Origin of the sequence: Binatus sp. (SeqCode), assembly GCF_049584895.1 — a bacterium.
Taxonomy (GTDB): domain Bacteria; phylum Desulfobacterota; class Binatia; order Binatales; family Binataceae; genus Binatus.
The window spans coordinates 87,499-108,142 of the sequence record NZ_JBAUYR010000001.1 but is presented as its reverse complement, the minus strand read 5'-3'; the positions used below and the strand labels follow the sequence as shown (position 1 = coordinate 108,142).

The 20,644-nt window shown below is 54.8% G+C and carries 20 protein-coding genes; 2 read left to right on the top strand and 18 right to left on the bottom strand.

What is annotated here, in order from left to right:
* Positions 1 to 7: 7 nt before the first annotated feature.
* The 11 genes from WB650_RS00515 to WB650_RS00465 form a co-directional block, all read right to left on the bottom strand.
* A complete protein-coding gene (locus tag WB650_RS00515; RefSeq protein WP_423959017.1) occupies positions 8 to 1,207 on the bottom strand; it encodes an outer membrane lipoprotein-sorting protein in 1,200 nt (399 codons plus the stop codon).
* Between the two features lie 46 nt (positions 1,208 to 1,253).
* A complete protein-coding gene (locus WB650_RS00510) occupies positions 1,254 to 2,816 on the bottom strand; it encodes a DUF1302 family protein (protein WP_423959015.1) in 1,563 nt (520 codons plus the stop codon).
* A 48-nt stretch (positions 2,817 to 2,864) separates the two neighbouring features.
* On the bottom strand, positions 2,865 to 4,232 hold the full coding sequence (locus WB650_RS00505) for a vWA domain-containing protein (protein ID WP_422307042.1): 1,368 nt from the start codon (positions 4,230 to 4,232) through the stop codon (positions 2,865 to 2,867).
* Positions 4,229 to 5,116 (bottom strand): AAA family ATPase, encoded by an 888-nt coding sequence (locus WB650_RS00500; RefSeq protein WP_422307040.1) that lies wholly within the window; start codon positions 5,114 to 5,116, stop codon positions 4,229 to 4,231. Before WB650_RS00500 ends, WB650_RS00505 begins: the two co-directional genes overlap by 4 nt.
* A 64-nt stretch (positions 5,117 to 5,180) precedes the next feature.
* A complete protein-coding gene (locus tag WB650_RS00495) occupies positions 5,181 to 5,669 on the bottom strand; it encodes a (2Fe-2S)-binding protein (protein ID WP_422307038.1) in 489 nt (162 codons plus the stop codon).
* 34 nt (positions 5,670 to 5,703) lie between these two features.
* Entirely contained in the window at positions 5,704 to 6,570 is an 867-nt protein-coding gene (locus WB650_RS00490) for an FAD binding domain-containing protein (protein WP_422307036.1), read from the bottom strand.
* A 29-nt stretch (positions 6,571 to 6,599) separates the two neighbouring features.
* Positions 6,600 to 7,232: a nucleotidyltransferase family protein gene (locus WB650_RS00485; RefSeq protein WP_422307034.1), complete on the bottom strand. Its 633-nt coding sequence runs from the start codon at positions 7,230 to 7,232 to the stop codon at positions 6,600 to 6,602.
* A 24-nt stretch (positions 7,233 to 7,256) separates the two neighbouring features.
* Positions 7,257 to 8,261 (bottom strand): GTP 3',8-cyclase MoaA, encoded by a 1,005-nt coding sequence (gene moaA / locus WB650_RS00480; RefSeq protein WP_422307032.1) that lies wholly within the window; start codon positions 8,259 to 8,261, stop codon positions 7,257 to 7,259.
* Entirely contained in the window at positions 8,261 to 8,809 is a 549-nt protein-coding gene (locus WB650_RS00475; RefSeq protein ID WP_422307030.1) for a CoxG family protein, read from the bottom strand. The genes moaA and WB650_RS00475 overlap by 1 nt, the downstream gene beginning before the upstream one ends.
* Before the next feature lie 27 nt (positions 8,810 to 8,836).
* A complete protein-coding gene (locus tag WB650_RS00470; RefSeq protein ID WP_422307028.1) occupies positions 8,837 to 9,283 on the bottom strand; it encodes a CoxG family protein in 447 nt (148 codons plus the stop codon).
* Between the two features lie 18 nt (positions 9,284 to 9,301).
* Complete coding sequence (locus WB650_RS00465) at positions 9,302 to 9,667, bottom strand: YciI family protein (RefSeq protein WP_422307026.1); 366 nt, start codon at positions 9,665 to 9,667, stop codon at positions 9,302 to 9,304.
* A gap of 1,020 nt (positions 9,668 to 10,687) precedes the next feature.
* Between WB650_RS00465 and WB650_RS00460 the strand changes: the two genes are divergently transcribed.
* Positions 10,688 to 11,410, top strand: coding sequence for a hypothetical protein (locus tag WB650_RS00460; RefSeq protein ID WP_423959011.1), 723 nt, complete (start codon positions 10,688 to 10,690; stop codon positions 11,408 to 11,410).
* A 54-nt stretch (positions 11,411 to 11,464) separates the two neighbouring features.
* Here WB650_RS00460 and WB650_RS00455 read toward each other — a convergent pair whose 3' ends face one another.
* Positions 11,465 to 12,034 (bottom strand): hypothetical protein, encoded by a 570-nt coding sequence (locus WB650_RS00455; RefSeq protein WP_422306628.1) that lies wholly within the window; start codon positions 12,032 to 12,034, stop codon positions 11,465 to 11,467.
* 117 nt (positions 12,035 to 12,151) lie between these two features.
* On the opposite strand from WB650_RS00455, the gene WB650_RS00450 reads away from it, so the two are divergent.
* Positions 12,152 to 13,375, top strand: a complete 1,224-nt coding sequence (locus WB650_RS00450) for a CaiB/BaiF CoA transferase family protein (protein WP_422306626.1) — start codon at positions 12,152 to 12,154, stop codon at positions 13,373 to 13,375.
* Between the two features lie 37 nt (positions 13,376 to 13,412).
* On the opposite strand, the gene WB650_RS00445 is transcribed toward WB650_RS00450, so the two are convergent.
* From WB650_RS00445 to WB650_RS00420, 6 genes are all read right to left on the bottom strand, one after another.
* On the bottom strand, positions 13,413 to 13,832 hold the full coding sequence (locus WB650_RS00445) for a VOC family protein (RefSeq protein WP_422306625.1): 420 nt from the start codon (positions 13,830 to 13,832) through the stop codon (positions 13,413 to 13,415).
* A 458-nt stretch (positions 13,833 to 14,290) separates the two neighbouring features.
* The gene (locus WB650_RS00440) at positions 14,291 to 16,660 is read right to left on the bottom strand and encodes a xanthine dehydrogenase family protein molybdopterin-binding subunit (RefSeq protein ID WP_423959008.1); all 2,370 of its coding nucleotides are present in this window, start codon (positions 16,658 to 16,660) and stop codon (positions 14,291 to 14,293) included.
* A 71-nt stretch (positions 16,661 to 16,731) separates the two neighbouring features.
* Positions 16,732 to 17,520 (bottom strand): glutathione S-transferase family protein, encoded by a 789-nt coding sequence (locus WB650_RS00435; RefSeq protein ID WP_423959006.1) that lies wholly within the window; start codon positions 17,518 to 17,520, stop codon positions 16,732 to 16,734.
* A 5-nt stretch (positions 17,521 to 17,525) separates the two neighbouring features.
* Positions 17,526 to 17,999, bottom strand: coding sequence for a nuclear transport factor 2 family protein (locus WB650_RS00430; protein ID WP_423959004.1), 474 nt, complete (start codon positions 17,997 to 17,999; stop codon positions 17,526 to 17,528).
* A 63-nt stretch (positions 18,000 to 18,062) separates the two neighbouring features.
* A complete protein-coding gene (locus tag WB650_RS00425) occupies positions 18,063 to 19,058 on the bottom strand; it encodes an LLM class flavin-dependent oxidoreductase (RefSeq protein WP_422304248.1) in 996 nt (331 codons plus the stop codon).
* Positions 19,059 to 19,112: 54 nt separating this feature from the next.
* The gene (locus WB650_RS00420; protein WP_422304247.1) at positions 19,113 to 20,627 is read right to left on the bottom strand and encodes an amidase; all 1,515 of its coding nucleotides are present in this window, start codon (positions 20,625 to 20,627) and stop codon (positions 19,113 to 19,115) included.
* Positions 20,628 to 20,644 lie beyond the last annotated feature (17 nt).

The following is a 20,644-nucleotide window of genomic DNA, read 5'->3' as shown; positions in this document are numbered from 1 at the left end:
AAGATACTTATTTCCAGAAGCCAAGTTTCCGCGGTTCGCGGACCAGCGTATCGTTAGTAAAGATTGAGGTCGGAAAGTCTGGGTCGAACTGCAGATTCGACAGCCACATGTCACCCTTGAAGCCGCTCTTCTTATCGTCGACGAACAGGGAACCCCAAGTCTGATACCAATCGGGCGCGGCGCTACCATCGGGCATCTTGCCCTCTGACCCGGTGATAAGTCCGTGTATTACATGACGTTGAGTCTGCCCTTTTTCGTCGAACTCTTCACTTTCCATAGCCGTTAGGCTTTCCAACCCGCACTTTATCCTGCGCTTTGCGTACCACCAGCTCACACCGGGCTTCGGCGTTATTTCGACGATGATCGCTACATCGCCAGCGCCATCAACCCGTTTAACATTGGGATAGTCTGCAGGCCCGTTGCCATGTACTGAGGGATCTCCTTTGAAGAGTTCGAAGCCCACTATCTTGTAATCCAAGTCTGGCAACGCTCTCACGTGCGAGACGTCTTCGTAGCGCACAATGGTGCCCGGGAAAAATTGTTTTGAAACTGCGCCCGCCAATCGCCGTACCTTGCGGACTGTGGGGGTATACCAGGTATCTTGTGGACGTTGATCGCGTTCGAAGAAATCTGTGGTAACGCCCGATTGTCCACGCACTTCTTCCGGATCGATCGCGATCCATTCATAGATGTGCGATACCTTACCCTGTTGACTAGGCGGCAGGTATTGCAGATTCTTGCCGCCGACAAATGCCATATAGAGCTCCATGAAATGTTCGGTTTCACGGACGCTTCCGTTTGGCTCAACGACAAGGTTGTTCCAGATGTCAGCGGCGCCCTCGTAATAAGGACCGTAATACGACCAGGCCACGCATCGATCCATCAGATCCTGCGGATCGAGCTTATCGCGTTGATCGATCGGAACCTCGAAGGGAAACGGTTTTCCAGCTGTCCATTGTGCATAATAGGCTGGCCCCTGCTGCTTGAGAGTATCTTCGTACCAGGGCTTCGCTTCCCAAGTGAACGAATCGTCGCCCCACTTGACCAAGTAAGTACCCGGCTTGGATCCCGGCGAAATGCTATAAGGCTTACCCGCGATCATTTTCGGAGGTGGGACCGGTGCCGTCGACACGGCGTCGGCCGCATAGGTGGTTCCTCCTATAAAGATCAAGAACGACAGGCTTGCTAACAGTGTTAGGCGTCGCATTTGCGCTTTTCTCCAGTGCTTGGAATATCGTTACTTCTTTGATCAGTTAGAAGAGTTGCCTGCGCAATTCTATGAAAGCGTTAGTATTGTTTGTGAACTGGCCATACGGTGTTTGTGGCCCGCCGGCAAATATATTAAAGCCGAGCGCAAAAGTAGTGTTGTCGTCGTACTTGTACGTGACCTTGGGACGTATCCACCAGTCGTGGTATTGCAGTTCGTATAGAGCAAAAAAGTCCGTGATTACGATGTCACCTTCGAGCCAGTTTTTCTCCATGAATAAGGTCATCAGACTCTTGTAAACACCGCGCGTGCCAGAAGTGCTGCCCTGGAAGCCGAGATCTTCGAAATTGCCGGGATCTGCGCCGCAATTGTTGCATCGGTCCTGGTTGGTAACCATGTCGTGCCAATACTGAACGCTCGCAAAAACCGGGCGCTCCAGATAGTCGCCGAGAATGGTCTTATCCACCCCCATCAAGACTCCCCAATGAGATATATACTTGGGATTGCCGACGATTCCCTGGTAATACTGATCGCCGACTGTCTCTGACGACTCGACTCGAAGGACGGTGCCGTCGATGTCCTCATGGCCGGTTTCGAGGTCGTAGTCGATTGAACCGCCAATTACTTGCATCCGATGCGGTTCGCGGATTACAGCGGTCGCCGTTGAGAAATTCCCTGTGTTGGGATAGTCGATATAGCCAGTCGTGTAGGTATACAGATAGTTCAGTGTGTAATTGAGGCCACCTCTACTATCACTCCAGCGAGCACCGCCGATCCAGTCTTGCGGCCGCACGGTAGGGGTGTGCAGGCCGATAGGAACTTTGAAACCAAATTGTCCGTTATAGAAGTTGTTAAAGTCGCTCACGACTCCATAGGTCCAGTCATGGTAACCGCCTTCGACAGGTTCGTTGTTTGCGAGACGCAGCCCAGGCCAATAGGTGGGAAACCACTGCGGCATCCATAGCAGTTGAAGATTGCCGCCGACCCACGGCTGCCAGTTCATATTCGCCGCCCAAACCGGGATCTTGATGTTTTCCTCTTCAAAGATCGTTGGGTTGCGCAAGTTGAAATTATTCAGGATGTCCAACATATAGACACCGTCCGACTTGCCCCACGCGATGATTTGACTGCCTATACGAAAGAAGAAATTTTTCGGCGTGATATCCAGATAGTATTCGCGGAAGACCGGATCATTTCCGGTGGCGTCACCGGTAAACGGGTGCTGAAGATTATTGCCCCAATAGGACCATAGCTGCTGCTGATACCTTCCCTGGCCTTCGCTCGACAGCTGCCAATCGCTGTCGTACCAGGGGCGAAATTGCACAACCGCCTTCATCCTCGGAAAATAGGGTCCCCAATCTTCTGACTTGGGCGTCCATTCGATATCCAGCCGAAACTCGTTGCGCTGACTCATCAGATGATCAAGATGCTCGCGACTAAAGGTTTCCGTCGCAGGATTGAACACGTTGCGCGTGCCATCCGGCAGACGGAAATAGCTTTCCATCTTGTAGGTTCCGCGGACCTCCAGATCGTCCGTCAGTTGGTACGCATTTGCGCGTTCGCCGGACCAGGTTAAGAGCGAGACCGCGATAGTAATGAAGGCGATCAAACAAAGACGCGCTCCCCTCGCAAGTACTCTCTGCCGCATAAGTCCTCCTTACAGAGCGGTTACCTTCCCCGAATGTATCCCGACAAGGTCCTTCCTGGCCTTATCACCTCCGTACCGCTGCCGCCGCGGAGCGGCGTCCCCCAAATCACTGTTCGCCCGCTTTCCCAGTTGGCGAATAAGCGTGCCTCGGCCACTTCCGGCCAGCATACGCAGCTGCTTTTGCAACTCCCATAAGCTGGCCAGGTTATGCGCGGGCGCGAATAAGTCTACGTATTTCAGAGCCGCGGCCATGCCTGCCGCTCGTGGTTCATAACCCTCCAGATGTAGCAGTGGATTCAGCCATACGACCGCATGGCTGCGTCGTCGCACCTGCTCCATTGCGGCGCCTAGCTGAGCGGGTTCCCCGGTCTCGAGACCATCGCTCAGGATAACGACAATCGTGCGCGCTCCGAGCATGGCATCGCCGTAGTTGTGGACGAACTCCGTCAGGCAGGCACCTATCTGAGTGCCGCCGCCGCAGTCGGGCACCAATGTCTTCAGCTCAGTCCAGCTTCTATGCCTCCAGGATTGAGTTACGCGTCTTAGCTCTGTCGCAAAGAGAAAGACCTCGACCTGCCATGGCCGACGTCTCACGGCGGCTGCGAACTGAAGGAAAATAGATGCGTATTCGTCCATTGAGCGACTTACGTCGCAAAGGACCACCAACCGAGTTCGGGTTACGCGGCGGCGCGCGCGTTGAAACTCAACCGGAACTCCTCCATAGCGGAGGCTGCTGCGGAGCATCTTATGAGGATCGGGAAAGTTCCCGCGCCGATCGGAAATTCGGCGCCGCGAACGCCGCGTTGCCAGCAACGGTCCCAAATGCCTGGCGAGCCGTTCCAGCTCTGCCATTTGCTGGTCGTTGGAGTCACCGATACTTGAGATGCTCTGACCATGCGTCGCAGCGCGCGCTGCTTCGAGGCTTGCATCTTCCGTCTCCGCTTGAACCATCGCAGTCGACGCACGCTTCAGGGTTCCCGTATTCGGGCGCTCCTGGTCATCGTCGTCATCATCTGAGCGCTGCAAGGAACCCTTGGTGTCCAGCGGACGGCCGAGCATTCCCAGCGCACTCTCCGGCTGCCGGTTCTGCGACGGAGCTATCAACCAGAAAGCGTTGAAGAGATAAATGAATAATGCGCGGTCTTCGGGTCGCTGCAGCAGCGCGATGAGAAGTACGTTGCGGAAATCGAGACGATTAGTAATGTCGATTTCACTGAGCACAATGATAGCGGTCTGCGAAGCATCGGCTTGCAGCTTCACGCCTTTTTTCCGGAGCAGCCGGCAGAAAGCGACGACGGCCGTCGCCAGATTTCCCTGCGACGGGATCAACCCGATATCTGTGTCCGCGATATCTGTGTTGTCAACCGTCGAGGTCATTCGACTACCGCGCGCTCGAGCAGTTCTGTAAGAGACCCTTGAACCCGTTCAATGTCGCGCTTTGATTTGACGACGCAACCCAAGGTCGAACGGACTACCTCAGGCGTGAGTTTTGTCCCGTTCAACTCCGAGAGAGCTCTGCCCCAGTCCAGCGTTTCGGCGACTCCCGGACGCTTATCGAGATCGGTCTCGCGAAGCGCTTCCATGAAGCGGCAGATCTGTCCGGCCAGGGCCTCCTCGGTTTCCGGCAGCCTGGTGCGGATGATCGCCAGCTCCTTCTCGAACGACGGATAGTCAATCCACAGGTAGAGACAGCGTCGCTTGAGCGCATCGCTCAATTCGCGAACCCGGTTAGAAGTCAGGACGACGTAAGGTAGATGCTCTGCCTTAATCGATCCCAGTTCGGGAATAGTAACCTGATATTCGGCCAGCACCTCGAGCAGAAAGGCTTCAAACTCCTCGTCGGCCCGATCGATTTCGTCGATCAGCAGTACCGGGCTCGCTGAGGCATGCCTAAGTGCCTGCAGCAGCGGGCGGGCCATCAGGTAAGGTTCACTGAAGATCAGCGCTTCCTTCTCGCTGGCACTCTGCGACGACTGTTCTTCCATCCTGATCCGCAGGATTTGTTTTGCGTAGTTCCATTCGTACAGCGCGGTCGAGACGTCAAGCCCTTCGTAGCACTGCAAGCGGATAAGCTGAGTATTCAGGGCGGTCGCCAGGGTCTTGGCGATCTCGGTCTTGCCAACACCTGCGTGTCCCTCGACCAGCAAAGGACGATGCAATCGAATGGCAAGAAATATTGCCGTGGCTATTTCGCGATCGCCGACGTAGTGACTTCGCGTCAATAGCGCTTCGACTTCTTCAACTGATCGGACACCGCTCATCGTTCACCGTTTCCTGACCTATTCGAGACACCGAATGGTCACGATTCATCGCTAACCTGATTCGCTAGGCTGCCTTCTTTGCGCGCATCTGCTTGGCCGCTTCGCGGACCGACGTGATGATGTTCTGATACCCGGTGCAGCGACACAGATTGCCCGACAGGCCAAGGCGAATCTCATCGTCGTTGGCGAGTGGGAAATTCTTGATCAGATCGAGCGCCGTAATCAGCATCCCCGATGTGCAGAATCCGCACTGAAGGCCGTGATTGTCCCAGAACGATTGCTGCAGCGGATGCATCTTGTCGCCGTCCGCGATCCCTTCAACCGTCATGATCTCCGCGCCGTTCGCCTGGATCGCGAACATCAGGCACGAGCGCACGCTGGTGCCATTGAGCATCACCGTGCAGGCCCCGCAAACGCCGTGCTCACAGCCGAAATGCGTGCCGGTGAGCCCCAAATCCTCGCGCAGGAAATCTCCAAGGAGAAGGCGCGGCTCGACTTCGCGCTTGTAGGAGGTACCGTTTACCTTAACCTCGATCTGCTTCTTTTCAGCCATTGTAAATCTCCTTCAACCGCAGGTTGCGATTCGGTTAGGCTTTTGCTGCGCGCTCGACGGCGTCTTTGAGAGCTCGCTGCGTAAGTTCGTTGACCAGATGCCGACGGAAATCTGACGACGCATGCACGTCATTGGACGGATCGGATGCTTCCGCCGCTTTCTCCGCAGCCTGCTTGAATAACGCCGCATCGGGCGCCTTACCCTTCAGCAGCGTCTCCGCCGCGGGCGCTCGCAACGCAGTCGCTCCGACGCCGGCCATGCTAATCCTCGCGTCGGAGATTTTGCCGCCGTCCATAGTGACGATAGCCGCCACTGCGGCAATCGCGAAGTCACCGGGGCGGCGGCAAAGTTCGTGGAAACCCCATCCGCTATGCGCCGGCAAGCCCGGCAAATACACCTCGGTTACCAACTCGCCTTCCGCAACCGCGCTCTGCAGATAACTGACTAGAAAGTCCTTGGCCTTGATTGTCCGCTCGCCGCTCGCACTCCTTGCCTTGATCTGGGCATCAAGCAGCAGCGCTATCATTGGAAACTCTGCCGCAGGATCGGCATGAGCCAAGCTGCCCCCGAAGGTGCCGCGAGTACGAATGGCGAGGTGGCCTACCTCGTTTGCCGCAACTGCCAGGATTGGCAGTTTGTCGTGAACCAATTTAGACGACTCTATCAGCCGATGACGAGTCAGCGCGCCGATGCGCACGCCGCCGTTCTGCTCTTTTATAAAGTCAAGTTCCTTGACCGGATTGATGTCGATGAGCATGTCCGGATGCACCAGGCGGAAATTGAGCATCGGCGTAAGACTCTGGCCGCCTGCTAATATTTTCGCGGTCTTGTGTTTGGCCAACTGACTTACTGCTTCGTCAGTGGTGCGGACGGCCAGGTATTCGAACTCTGGAGGTTTCATTTGCTTCCTCTCCCGATTAGCTAGAGAACCTATAGTTTTGCAAAAAGTTGCTGAACTCTTTCGTAATCCTCTTCAGTGTCAAGGTCAGCGCCGCGCCATGCTGGAAAGGTAATGACGCGGCCTCCATGATTTCGCAGCACCGATCGCGCTCCTACGTCACCTTTCAGAGCGGCCATTTCAGCGAATAGCGCGCGGCTGAAGATCACAGGTGTGGTCGTGATTTCGTCATAGGAAGATGCGACGAAGGCGCTCTGATGTTCTCGCCATTCATCAATCAAGCGCCGCAACACCTCTGCGTTCACGAATGGCTGGTCGCCTTGAACCAGCAGTAAGGCGCTTGCATCAGAACCGACTGCAGCGCCTACACCCGTGGCAATCGAGGTCCCCAATCCTTGTTCAAAGGATGGGTTGCAGATGATTCGCAAATCCAGACCTGCAAGTACTGCGCGAATCGAGTCCTGATTGCGCGGATTGGCGACTACCACAGTGTCGCTTATTCCATCCAGTTCCGAGCGGCAGACCGTCTCGGCTACGTGCCTGATGACAGGTTTATCGCCTAGCATCAGGAGAAGCTTCTCGCGACCCATGCGGCTAGCACGTCCGGCAGCAAGTATGACAACCGCGATACCGCTGAGGGACGCTTTATGATTTTTTTGCTCCATTCGCACCCGCGATCGAAAAAACTCCTAGCCCCCGATTTGCGACATGTTGCGAGCAGACCGATCGTTGTCCAGGTCCAATCCGCCGAATGCGGCCTTCTTTCTCATTACTGCGAGACGAATCATCTCGCGAACTTCCTCGTCCGATCCTCCAGCGCGCATCAAATCACGCAGGTTCCATTCTTCCTGTCCGAACAGACAATTCTTGATGAAGCCTTCCGCAGTAACGCGAAGCCGGCTGCAGTTGGCGCAGAAAGGCTGTGTTACCGGAAGAATCAATCCTATCTCGCCCTGGCAGCCGCTCAGACGAAACCTTTGCGCCACTTCTGAGCGATCATCGGACCGTATTTTCTCCAATTCGCCCACTGCGCGCAGGCGTTCAAGGATCTCCGCTCCAGAAACAAGCTTACTCCGGTCCCAGTTGCCGTAACCATCCAGCGGCATGTATTCGAGGAACCGCACCTCGAAGTGTGAGTGTTTCGTCAAGCGGGCAAAATCTGCGATCTCATCGTCGTTGACATCACGAATCACGACCATGTTGAGCTTTATAGGATTGAATCCCGCTTCCACTGCCGCCTGGATTCCTTCCCTGATTCGCCCGAAAAGATTCGCACGCGTGATCGACGCAAAGGAGTCCGGACGCAGCGAATCGAGGCTGATATTTATTCTACCCAGTCCAGCTTTGAACAGCGCGCGCGCCTGCGGTGCGAGTAGAACACCATTGGTGGTGAGACTTATGTCTTCTACCCCAGCCAGTCGACTGAACTGCGCTATGAGATCCGTTAGCCCGCGGCGTACCAGCGGTTCGCCACCGGTGATTCGTACTTTGCTGATTCCCATTCCGCTCATTACGCGGACGATGCGGACCATCTCTTCAAAACTGAGAACTTGTTCCTTGGGAACCCAGGGGACGCCGTCCGCAGGCATGCAATACTGACAGCGCAGATTGCATCTGTCCGTGACCGAAATGCGCAGGTAATTAACTACCCGGCCGAACGTATCGACGAGCTGATGTATTCGCTCTACCGCCATCAGGTTACCTCGCCGGCGGCGCGGCCCCGAAATATGCGCTTCACGGCGTTACGCACCATCGCAAAGAAGACCCTTACCGAAAACCTGAAGGCACTGACCTTTTGCTTCTTGCCCTGCAATTCACGATCGAGAGATTCGAAAAATTCGCGGGCCATGGCTTTGCCGACGCCTTCCATCATGCGTTGTCCGACTCCGGCGATCGTTCCACCAATGTCCGCTTTAGCCTTTGCGGCTACCTTCGTCGTTCCCGCATCGACGGCGGTCAGCGTCATCAGGACGTCACCCTTGACCCAGCCGGGGGCGCCACGTCCTTCGCCACGAATACGGTATGACGACGGTTCATCCTTGTCGGAGATTTGAACCTTGCCCGTATAGGTTCCTTTGACAGTAGGTACGCCGAGCATCGCAACGACTGAGTATTGGTCAGGAGCTGTCTGCTCGAACTTCTCGATGCCGGGTATCATGCGGGACATGACATCCGGATCGAGCATGGCGTTCCACACCAGTTCGCGCGGATGATTCAGTACATGCGTATAGTCAAGTTGCAACCCCGTCTCCCCGCGATCAGTCCGTTCTTACTGCTTCGAACCCTGCAATTCGGCATCCAGCGCGCCGAAGAAATCACGCGCCATTGATTTGGAGATTCCCTCCATCATTCGCTGACCGACACCGGCAATTGTTCCGCCAACTGACGCCTGCGCCTTGGCATTAACCTTGGTTTCGCCGTCGCCGGCGGAGAGCGTTATAATCACTTCGGCTTTCGCCCAACCTTGGGTCCCTTTGCCATCGCCCCGCAGCTTGTAGGAAGACGGTTCTTTCTTGTCGTAGATTTCAACGATACCGGAGTAGACTCCTCGCACCGAAGGCAATCCAAGTTTCGCAGTCACCGCGTATTTATCGGGACCTATTTCGTCAAACTTTTCGACACCAGGGAGGAGGCGCGACATAACCTTCGGATCGAGAAGCGCCTTCCATATCACTTCCGGCGAATATTTCAGCGTTTCAGAATAGTCTATCTGCAAGAATGCTCTCCTGTATCACTACTTGCCCTTACAAGCGCAAATCTCTTCAGATTCATTAGCCGCCTCGAGATATTGGCCGGTTCCATCTACGCTGCGTCGAACAAGGAGATCGATATCTCCGACCAAATTTATTTCCAGCGACCGGATTTGCACACTGCTGGAAATCTGCTCCGTTACGTACGGATCTCCCTGGAGGACCGAAACAACCTCGGACAATGATTCGGCCTGAAGGATCATCAGAGCACCGCGCTCCCCTAAAGAACCTTCAAGCACGAGGCGGTCAAGTCGTGCGAGCGACGCGAGATATTCTCTTCTGGCTTTCCCATGCTTGACGGCAAGTTCGGCGAACAGCTCAACATCGTCCAATAGAACCGCGTATAGCAAAGTGGTTTCCTTCGTGCATCACGATACGCAACAAACGTGCCGTTAATTTTCAAAATCCCGTTAATTGGAGTGCTTCAGATTTCCCAGTAGCCCAACATTCAATCGCTATCTTTCGACTCGTTTTTCAAACCGCCCGGACAGCTTCACGAAATTTCGTGAGTGATGACGATTCTACGTGTATTCAGCACCTTGCTGCGCACGGGTCAGCTATTGCCTTTCGATGACGCAACGGGGTTGATCGTTTAAGATTAGAGTCTGCGGATTTGTTCGTGGCTGCGAGCCTTGAGCACTCCCATCTTGGCACATTCGATGCTCGTCCACTCCCACTTCCGTCAAGGCAGACTGCCCAAGCAAACCGTCGACTATCTTGATCCGCATACCACCAATGATGCCCGAGTTTCCCGCGCAGCTAATAGCCGAATCGATTGCTCGTGTCGAGGCCATCGGATTGTCTGATCTGTCGGCTAGGTCCACTTGCGAACCTGGCTTCCTTAGTTCATCCCAGTTTCATTATCCTGACGGTCAGACCCGACTCATGATGGCGATTCTGGACGACGCAGTGTGTTGCTACGTCAAATACGCGAATGCGACGCGACGCGTGGATCGCAAACTCTTTGTAGAAGCGAAATCCTGGTTCGAAACCGATTCGGCGTCTCAATCACTGCTCTCTTTTGAGCATGTGTGTAAGGTTCTTGGAGTTGACGCGGGATTCTTTCGGACTCGACTCAGAAGGTTGACAGTCGGGGACCTATGTTCAACCCGGGGGCGTCAATATCGGTTTAGAAAGACGGTTAAAGCGCACCTGTCTGGCGAATTGTCGAAGACTGTCGAATCTTTCCGCCATCCGCAAGTGGGAGATAGAAATGCAACGCGGATGCGAGCGAGCCGGGGACCTGAATTTCGCGATGTCCCGAATGTGTTGATTAGCGATGGCCAAGGGGATTGAACCTGGGTAATGCAGCGCGACTCTTGAATTGCGTAAACAAGTACAAACCACGGGGAGGCGAAGGTACATTCCTGATGCGACTTCTGCGGGATGTTTTCCTCGTTCAGTGTGGATACATTGTCCAATTCGCTGTTCTGATCGCTCTCGGATGCGTTGGATGCGGTGCTAACGGCGACGCGAACGAACCGTCGGCTGCGCTTGCCAATGCGACCTCCGTTTCCGGCTCGTCATCCGGCGCGTCTTCAGATCCCGAAGCTGTGGCAGCACCAGATATTCGGGTCGGCGACGTATGGACTGATAGAGTCCTCGACGGAAACAGAGAATTTAAGGTCGAAAGCATTAACGAGGACGGCTATTTCGTCGTCGACGAATGGGGCAACGGAATTGTAACTGACAACCACTGGAACTTGCTTACCTATCGATCGGTCACGTTCGCTAATGCTCCACCTACTAATTGGAAGAAACCGCTGATGTGGTTCAAGTTTCCACTTTTTCCGGGCAAGACTTGGGCGCAAAACGCTCATTGGGAGACTCCCGCCGACGACGTGTACGGCACCGAAGACGTTCGCGGCAAGGTAATTGGATGGGAGCAGGTGGCAGTACCCGCCGGAACCTTCAAGGCACTGCGCGTCGAGCTGAGAGATAGAATCGTTGGAACTGGCGGAGTGTACGATCTTGTCACACTCACCTATTGGTATGTCCGAGACGTCAACCGGTTCGTCAAATACAGCTATCGCAGCGTTTATGAAGGAGCAGTGGATGCGGAAATGGTTTCGTACAAACCCGTTGCGCGTTGAGAATTTTGTCTGGACGAAATCAATCTGATCGTGCGAAGCGACACTTCGCAGACCTCAATGGCTTGCGGTCTCGCCGTTGGCTTTTGTTTTATCGTAGACAATCGCGACAGAATCGACGTAGTAGCCGGGGTGGCCGGCCTCGCCTATTGCAGGGGCAATGTCGTTCTTGTGCCTCTGCCCCTGCGTCTTGTCCATTTTCTCTTCTTCGGACTCAACGGTCTCCGGCAGGCCGAACTGCGCGATGTGCGGATTGGCCTGAGACTGGCCCTCGACGATCACGAGGGCGTCGGCACCGGTCTCGCATCCTTTGCTCTTCAGCGCCTCCAACACCTGGTCTTGTTGATCAACAGAAGATCCCCAAGCTTCGACAATCGCTATCCTTCGGTGGGCGGTCAAAGGCTCCGTGTTCAAAACTGGCATGTAGCAGCCGTCCGGTTTCGGTGGTTGGTCGAAGGTCGCGGTTTGCGTGAACGAAGCTCTAGGGGGAGCGACTGACGATGCGCAGGCCGCAGCGAACAGACATTCGACCACGACCATCGCCACCAGGGCGGAGACTCTTCTCATACAGATGTTCTGGTGTGCGCTGGACGAATGCTCAGAATTGATGAACACGATGCTCTCCAAAACGATTGGTCATGAACGCAAACTATTTTGTACCAACGCTCGGGTGGTTCTCAACAATGTAAGTGGCCGACCTACTACTTGCTTCGGCGAACCAGGGTCGGGGGTAGAGAGATCAGCATGACAGGTCCATTGAACCATGTCCGTGTTCTTGAACTTTCGCGAATTCTTGCCGGCCCGTGGGCGGGGCAAACTCTAGCCGACCTCGGCGCAACTGTCATCAAAGTGGAAAAGCCGGGGGTCGGCGATGATACCAGGACCTTCGGCCCTCCGTTCTTTACCACATCGGACGGCCGCAAGACCGAGGAGTCCGCGTATTTCATGTCGACTAACCGGGGAAAGCGCTCGGTAACGATCGATTTTTTTCAGCCTGAGGGCCGGCAATTGATCACCAAGCTTGCCGCTCTCAGCGACGTCGTGATCGAAAATTTCAAAGTAGGAAGCCTGACCAAATTCGGGCTTGACTACGCGTCGCTAAACGCGGTCAATCCCTGCCTGATCTACTGTTCAATTACGGGATTCGGCCAAACTGGCCCGCATCGCGACAAGCCGGGATATGATTTCATGATCCAAGGCACCGGGGGTCTGATGAGCGTAACGGGTGAACCCGACGATCGTCCGGGCGGCGGCCCAGTGAAGGTCGGCGTCGCAGTAGCTGATATCTTCACCGGCCTGTATGCGACCATCGCAATTCTCGGCGCGTTGGCTAGTCGCGATCGCACTGGACAAGGACAGCAGATCGACATCTCCTTACTGGACTCGCAGGTCGCGATTCTGGCCAACCAGGCAATGAACTATCTCGTAGCCGGGAGATCGCCGCAGCGTATGGGAAACGCGCATCCGAACATCGTTCCTTACCAGGTGTTCGCGACGAGCGACGGCCACGTCATCCTTGCGGTTGGGAACCAGAGCCAGTTCGCGCGGTTTTGCGAGTTGGTGGAACGTCCCGAACTGGTTGACGATCCACGCTTCGCAGACAATCCGGCGCGCGTCGATCATCGCGATGAGTTGATCCCGATCCTCAACGAAATTTTCCGCACTCGGAGCAGCCACGATTGGATCTACACGCTCGAAAACGCGGGCGTCCCATGTGGACCGATCAACACCATCGCAGACGTATTCGCAGATCCCCAGGTGCAGGCACGGGGGCTCCAGTTAGAACTGCAGCATCCGGTGCTCGGCGCCGTGCCCTCGGTGGCCGGTCCCATCAATTATTCGAACACCAAAATATCGTATGAGCGGGCCGCCCCGATGCTTGGCGAGCACACTGATGAAGTTCTCCGAAATCTCCTCGGAGTAACGCCCGACGAGATACAACGGATGCGCAAAAACGGAATCGTCTGAGGGCACTGCGCGAGAGGACCGTGCTTCAATCGATCGCTTACTCCATGGGGCTTGAAAGCGTCCAGACGTGGCCGAATGGATCCGTCAACCTGGCCCGTCGCCCACCATGGGCCTTTCCTTTGATTGCCATCAGCGGCTTCGCGCCTGCGGCGATTGCCTGGTTGAAACGCGAATCGACGTCCTCAACCTCGAGGCAGATGTGCAAGGAGGAACCGCCGAGCGATTGTGGACTGCGCACGCCCGCCATTTCTGGCGCCTCCGGATATTCGTCGGCGATCAAAATTGACGAATTACCAATCCGGATTTCCGAGTGCCCAATCCTGCCGTCCGGCTCTGCCGAGCGCGACACCTCTTCCGCACCGAATGCTTTCTTATAGAACTCGATCGCCTTAGCCGCGTTCTTGATGCACAGGTATGGCCTTATAGTTTGATGTTCGCTTTTAGTTGGATTCGCCATAGTTCTATTCCCTGCTTTTGCGCAAAACGCGGAATACAACCCCAGCTAGTCGAAGAACGGGCAAAAAGGCTGGTATTGATTCTTGACTATCACTTCCAGATCACTTTGAGCACAACTGCACTCGGCAAAGTTTCCATTGCGGTCGATGTCCCACGCCATTCCTATCAAGCAATTCTCACAGCGATGCTCCAAGTGTAGAACGGCCTTTTCAGTTTCGTCGCGCCGCATCCAATATGCTACTCCATTCGACTCGGAGGCAAAGAACGGTCGCCGACAAATCGCGCATCGCAGCTTTCGAGGCGACGCTTTCGCAACTTCGCCGAGGGTATGCTGAAGATCGGCAATCTTTTCGGTCATGCGTCGTCCTCGCAATAGTCAGACCTGTCGCGTTAACGAACAGCATTGTACCAAAAACGAGATATATGAGCAATTTCGGGTTGTCCGGCCCTCAGCAGAGGCTAGGCCGCCTTTCCATCGACTCCTCGCAGCGCGTGCACAATCTCGGGTGACGCCGGCAGCTTGGTCAAAGGCTTCCATCCGAAACTTGCCAGGGAATCGCTGATAGCGTTAGCAACTGCCACTGGCGATGCAATAGCTCCTCCCTCGCCCATGCCCTTTATCCCGCCTACCGAGATCGGACAGTACGTTTCAAGATGCCCAAATTCAAACGGCGGAATGTCAGCTGCGCCAGGCATCAGGTAATCCATCAATGACGTCGTCAGGATTTGACCCGATTCATCATAGCTCAGGTTTTCCAGCATCACCGCGCCGATTCCCTGCGCGACACCACCGGCAATCTGACCCTCGACTATCATGGGATTGATCATTTTGCCGCAGTCTTCGACGACTGCATACTTCAGCAGTTTTACCATTCCAGTCACCGGATCAGACTCGACTAGAGCTATATGAGTTGCGTTGGATACCGGATTCGGGGTCTTATAGTAGAAGGTTCCTTCCAGACCGGGCTCTTCGTTGGCCGGCACCTTCGCATTGTATACAGCGGCACGCGCTAGTTCTCGACGGCTAATTCCCTTGCCGGGAACGCCTTTAACCTGGATGTTACCGTCGTTGAATTCGAGATCCTGGGGACTTACTTCCAACTTATCGGCGGCGATCCGGAACATCTTTTCGCGCACTATCTTCGTAGCGGTGAGTAATGCACCACCTCCCGCGACTGCGCTGCGGCTCGCCCATGCGCCCCAGCCATAGGGAGTCGCTGAGGTATCGCCCTGTATGAAAGTCACATCGTTCATCTCGCAGCCGAGTTCATCGGCCACGATTTGCGCGTATACAGTGTTGTGGCCCTGGCCGTGCGAATGAGTACCCACGCTAATTGTAACTCCACCCGCCGGATCAACTCTTACTTGTGCCGATTCGTAACCCGACACGCTATCGACGCCGATCGCATGCCAATACTCGGGACCGAAGCCGGTCGGCTCCAAAAGGCAGCTGATACCTATACCTAGGTATCGGCCTTGTTTACGCGCCTCTTCCTGCTCCTTTCGAAACTCCTGGTAGTGCACGATGCCCAGAGCTTTTTCGAAGGACTCAAGCGGCGTCGCACTGTCGTACTTCAGACCAGTAGAGGATACGATTGGAAAGTCTTCACTGCGCCACAAATTCCTTCGTCGCAATTCGGCGGGATCCATTCCAAGTTTCGCGGCTGCCATGTCGAGCAGATGTTCCATCGTGTATTGCCCAGCCGGCGCCCCGACTCCGCGATAAACGCTCGAGGTAGTCTTATTAGTCGCTACTGCCAGCGATTCGAAACTCACATTTTTCAGATACTTATAAGGCCCAGGACATTGGAGAGCCGCTTGTATTGGTTCAAACGCAGGAGTCCATGGGTAGGAAGTGTAAGCGCCGACATCCCCGATGAATTTAGCCTTTAGCCCGATAATCGTCCCGTCTTTTTTGACCGCGAGCTCCCCATAGCAGAGCTCGTCCTGGGCATGATAGGACCCGTATAGATTCTCCCGTCTGTCTTCAGTCCACTTAACCGGCTTTCCCAGTTCCAGTGTCAACATGGCTATAATTAGTTCCTCGACGAAGACATGCGCCTTCATGCCGAAACCGCCACCAACGTCAGGGCTCACGACTCGCAGCTTATTCTCTGGATAGGAAAGCGATTCGGCGATCTTGGTACGTACCATGTGGGGCATCTGGGTCGAGCTCCAGACGGTCGTACTATCGAAGGCCGGGTCGTGAAAGCCGAGCACGACCCTCGGCTCCATGGGTGCTGCGCAGTGGCGACTCATCTGGAAGCGTCCTTTGACGGTGACGTCTGCTTCAGCGAATGCTTTATCGACGTCGCCGCTCGAGAACGCTGAGCTCACCATGATGTTATCGCCCCACTCCTCGTGCACGAGAGGCGCCCCCTTCTTCATCGCTTCCTCGGCATCCAAAACGATCGGCAACGGTTCGTAATCGACTTCCACCAGTTCAGCCGCATCCTCAGCCTGATACCGGTTTCTCGCTACAACTGCTGCTACGATATCGCCGACGAAAGCGACCTTTCCGACAGCGATCGGAGGGAACGTTGCGCTCTTGTACTTTCCGGGAAATTTCGACAGATCAATCTCTACTTCCAGCGGTTTGCATTTCTTCGATGCTTCTTCTCCCGTCAGAACTTTCACAACTCCGGGTAGCTTGAGAGCCTTGCTGGCGTCGATGGCCTTAATTTTGGCGTGAGCATAGGTACTGCGCACGAAAGCCACACAAGCCATGTTCGGCATCTTGATATCATCTACATACTGCGCTCTGCCCAAAAGGAAACGAGGATCCTCCAGTCTTTTTACTTTCGCACCGAAATATCGCGGGATTGCCATAAGACTCCTCCGAATGCGATCGATTGTTTCTAAGCTTTGTTCTCTTTATTTTGGATCTGATTTCCGCTTGCCTAACGTTGTATCAGAATCGCCTTTATCTTTGCGCCCGCCTCGCTCCCACTGCGCTTCATCAGCTCCACATAGGCTTCGTCGCGATAATCCGCAATGCCTCCATAGTTTGCTCGCCCCTTTGCCCGGTTTAGCCATCTACCTATCGAGACCCTGTTACCATCCCATAGCCAAGATAGATTGAGGTCTTCGAGTCTGCTGACATACGGCAGTAGTGCGGTGTCAGCGAGACTATACTGATCGCCAGCTAACCATGGGCTGACCTCGAGCTGCTTACTCATTCGTGTCAGAACCCGATCGTAAACTCGGATCGAGTCGGCCACGCACGGGGCATCGATCCCATGGACGATGGTCTGTCGCTGGTACTCGCGATTGGTCGGATCGGGTTTCTCTGCGAGTTGACGGTTGATCTCTTCTTGCGGCAGAGCCAGCATCTGATGCCGGTATGCGATTGCGAAGCTGATCACCAGGCACGCACTGTGCAGACTCGTGTCAGGAACCATCGCCCATAGTCTCATGGCGGCTCGCACCATTGGATCTCGTGGCCGCAAGGGAGGATCTGGGTAGCTATCGTCAAGATACTCGCAGATCACCGTTGATTCGACGATAGGCTGGCCGTCGACAACCAGGGTTGGGACGACTCCGTTAGGATTAAATCTCAAGTATTCCGGCCTGGTTTGGTCACCGGAACGGAGATTCAAGTGATGTTCCACTGGAGAAAGCTTTTTCTCGCGCAACACGAGCCGAACTTTTTGCGCGCAGACGGACATATTGCTGTGATAAAGTTCCATGATTGCTATTCCGGACCGAACTTGGTCTTTAACCAGGGTTCCGAAAAGGGCGTTGATAAGTACTGTCGAAAACGCAAGTGCTTATACTTCCATTCACCATTCACTTTAACGAAGTCGTCATGATAGTAACCGGCCAGCCAGCCGGCCTTTTTGCCATCGGCGAAGGTTACTGGCTCGAAGATGTACCAGCGGCCGGTAGCAGTTTGGCCGGTCACTTCGATGACTGGATTCATAACCATGTGCATCGCAAACAACAGGAGTTTGGGCGCGTCCTCGGCGAAGAACTTGTGAACCGCCGCTCGGCCATTGTAAGAGCCAAAGCTACCGCCGTCCCAGATCCCATCTTCAGTAAAACATGAGGCTATATTTGCCGCATCATAATTTGCGTCGCACCAATAGCAATAGCGATTTTTGAGATTCTTAATCGCTTCGACATCTTCGAGTAGCTGAAGCCTTCGCTCAATTTCCTGGTTAGTCATTTTGGGTTTCCTATAGGTCTGTTCTTATTTCAACTTGAAGCTCGGTATTGTTTCTCAGGTCGATCAAAGCCTAACTGCCGCCGGTACCACTTCTTCTCCTATTCGCTCCATCATCTCAATGAACTCGGTGAGTGTGCCTGAACGAACATCGAGATGTAGCGTACAGTGTGAATAACCCAAACTTGCGAGCTTCGACATATCGCTCAGTATCTCTTCGGCAGAACCATCCAGGAATGGACGCTGCTGATGCGCGCTTTTAGTTGGGGTCGTCAAGCGGCACATCACCAGTGTGATTAGGTCGAAGCCGGTCATGTCGCGGCCGATTTGCTCCGCGGTCTGATGAAGCTGGTCTCGCAGCTGAGCGAATCGCGCTTGATTAACGTCGGACTCCGTGACGATGGGATAAAACCCATCGCAATAGCGCAGGGCCCGCTTGATGCCTGCGACAGTTACACCTCCGTAATAGATGGGGGGGCGGGGTTTCTGAACCGGTTTGGGATCGATCGACACATCCGGGAAGTCGTAGTAGCGGCCGTGAAATTGCACCCATGGCTCGGTCCACGCGAGTTTGTAGATTTGAACACATTCTGCTGTTCTGGCACCGCGTTGTTCGAATGATATACCGACCGCTTCGAACTCTTCGCGGCACCAACCCGGTCCAACTGCCATGATGAGACGTCCATTGGATAGGCGGTCCAATGTGGCAAATTGACGCGCGTCGCTCAGCGGATTCCGATAGGGCGAGATGAGCACGGATGGCGCGAGTCTGATGCGGCTAGTTACCGACGCGACTGCTCCCATCGTCACCGCGGCGTCCCACATGTTCGGCTGCTCGCCGTATGCGTTGCGCCCGGATTCAGGATTGGCAGTATGTGATGAAGCAACGACACGAGGCATCAGGACGTGATCAGGGAACCACAGAGAGTCATACCCCAGCTGCTCGGCTCGCTGAGCTAGCTTGGTAATCTGGAGATCTTCCGGCTCCACTTTCTCGATAAAGACATCGCGCCCATGTCTTGCCAATACGCCATGGGTCGGTACATTCAGCCCGATTTTCATCGACTCAGGATCCTTTGCATTTCAGCGATCTGAGTTGGAGTCTCGCCTCAGCGGCTATAGGGTTTCCCAGGCCACGGCATTTTCGAACGCACGCCCGATACGAAGTAGCATTCCATCATCAAAATGTTTAGCCACCAGCATCAGGCCAATCGGGAGTTGTCCGATCTTGCCACATGGAATACTTATCGCCGGATGACCGGTCACATCGAAAGGTGCCGTATTGGACAACATTCCCCATCCATCATTGACCAGGCTGACCAGGCTCTTGGTTGGCTGACAGCGATTGGCGGGTATCGGCGTCGTAGGCATCGCGAGGACGTCAACATCATTCAAGGCTTGATCATAGGCGCCTTGAATAGTTGGCCTGAGGTTCTGGGCCTTCGCATAAATCCGTCCGTGATAGTGTTCGTGCAGGTATGTGCCAAGCATCAGCGTGAGTTTAAGATGCGGAGAAAAATCGTCGGCTTGGGCACGTCGAGCCTTAGCCAGAGTGCTGGCCAGTCCAGCGTTATAGTAGCCTTTCGCGTGATGGCCATTTCCGTTGCCGTACATCAGCGCAGTAACTCCCTCCGCGACTACGGGGAACAAGGCGCTACCGGCCTGCTGGTGAAGAGAAACCGAGACGGATTTTGCTTCGGCTCCCGATTCTGCGAGGATTTTTATAGCCCTCCTGACTACATTTTCCACTTCGGGATCTGCGCCTTTCCCTCCGAAGCCTTCCTGCAATATTCCTATTCGAACACCTTTGAGTCCTGAGTCCAATTTCTCCAGGGAAAAGCCCGCCGGAGTATTGAGTTGCCGCGGGTCGCGCGGGTCGTGCCCTGCCATGACTTCCAGCAAGAGCGCCGCGTCGGCGCAGTTGCGGGCCATCGGTCCAACATGATCAATCGTCGCATCAATTCCCAGTATCCCGGTATACGGCACCAGCGAGTGGGTCGGCTTGAGTCCTACAACGCCGCACCAAGACGCCGGGATTCTTATCGAGCCACCTTGATCGCACCCTATCGACAAATCTATATCGTCGTAGTACAAAGCGGCCGCCGCTCCCGAAGAAGATCCGCCGGCAAGACGGTCAGCATCATGCGGATTCAGCGTGGGACCGTAAGCGCTGGTCTCGCCCGCTGCGGCAAAGGCGAAATCATCCATGTTGGTAATAGCTGTTATTTCGGCGCCCGCATTGAGGACTCGCTCAATTACGGTTGCATCAGTGTCGGGGACATATCCCTGCAACACCAGCGACCCGCAGGTCAAAGGAACCCCGGCAATACTGATGCTATCTTTTACCGCAATTCGCTTGCCCGCCAGCTTCCCCTTTCCGGTTCCTTTCACGTAACAGCGCCGAACCAAAGCATTGTAAGGATCTTCTTCGCGGCTGGGCCGATATCCGGCGTCGCGAATGACGTGATTAAGCGTACGGACAGGGTCGGGGAGCCGATCGAAGCGATCCATGTCCTCGACCATTCCTTTTAACAACGACAAGTAGTCCGTCTCTTCCTCCGCGCTCAGGGTGAGGAAGTTAGTACGGGCTATTTCGCGAACATCCAGGATCGTTGGGATACGTAGAGGCATGACTATCACCACCCGAG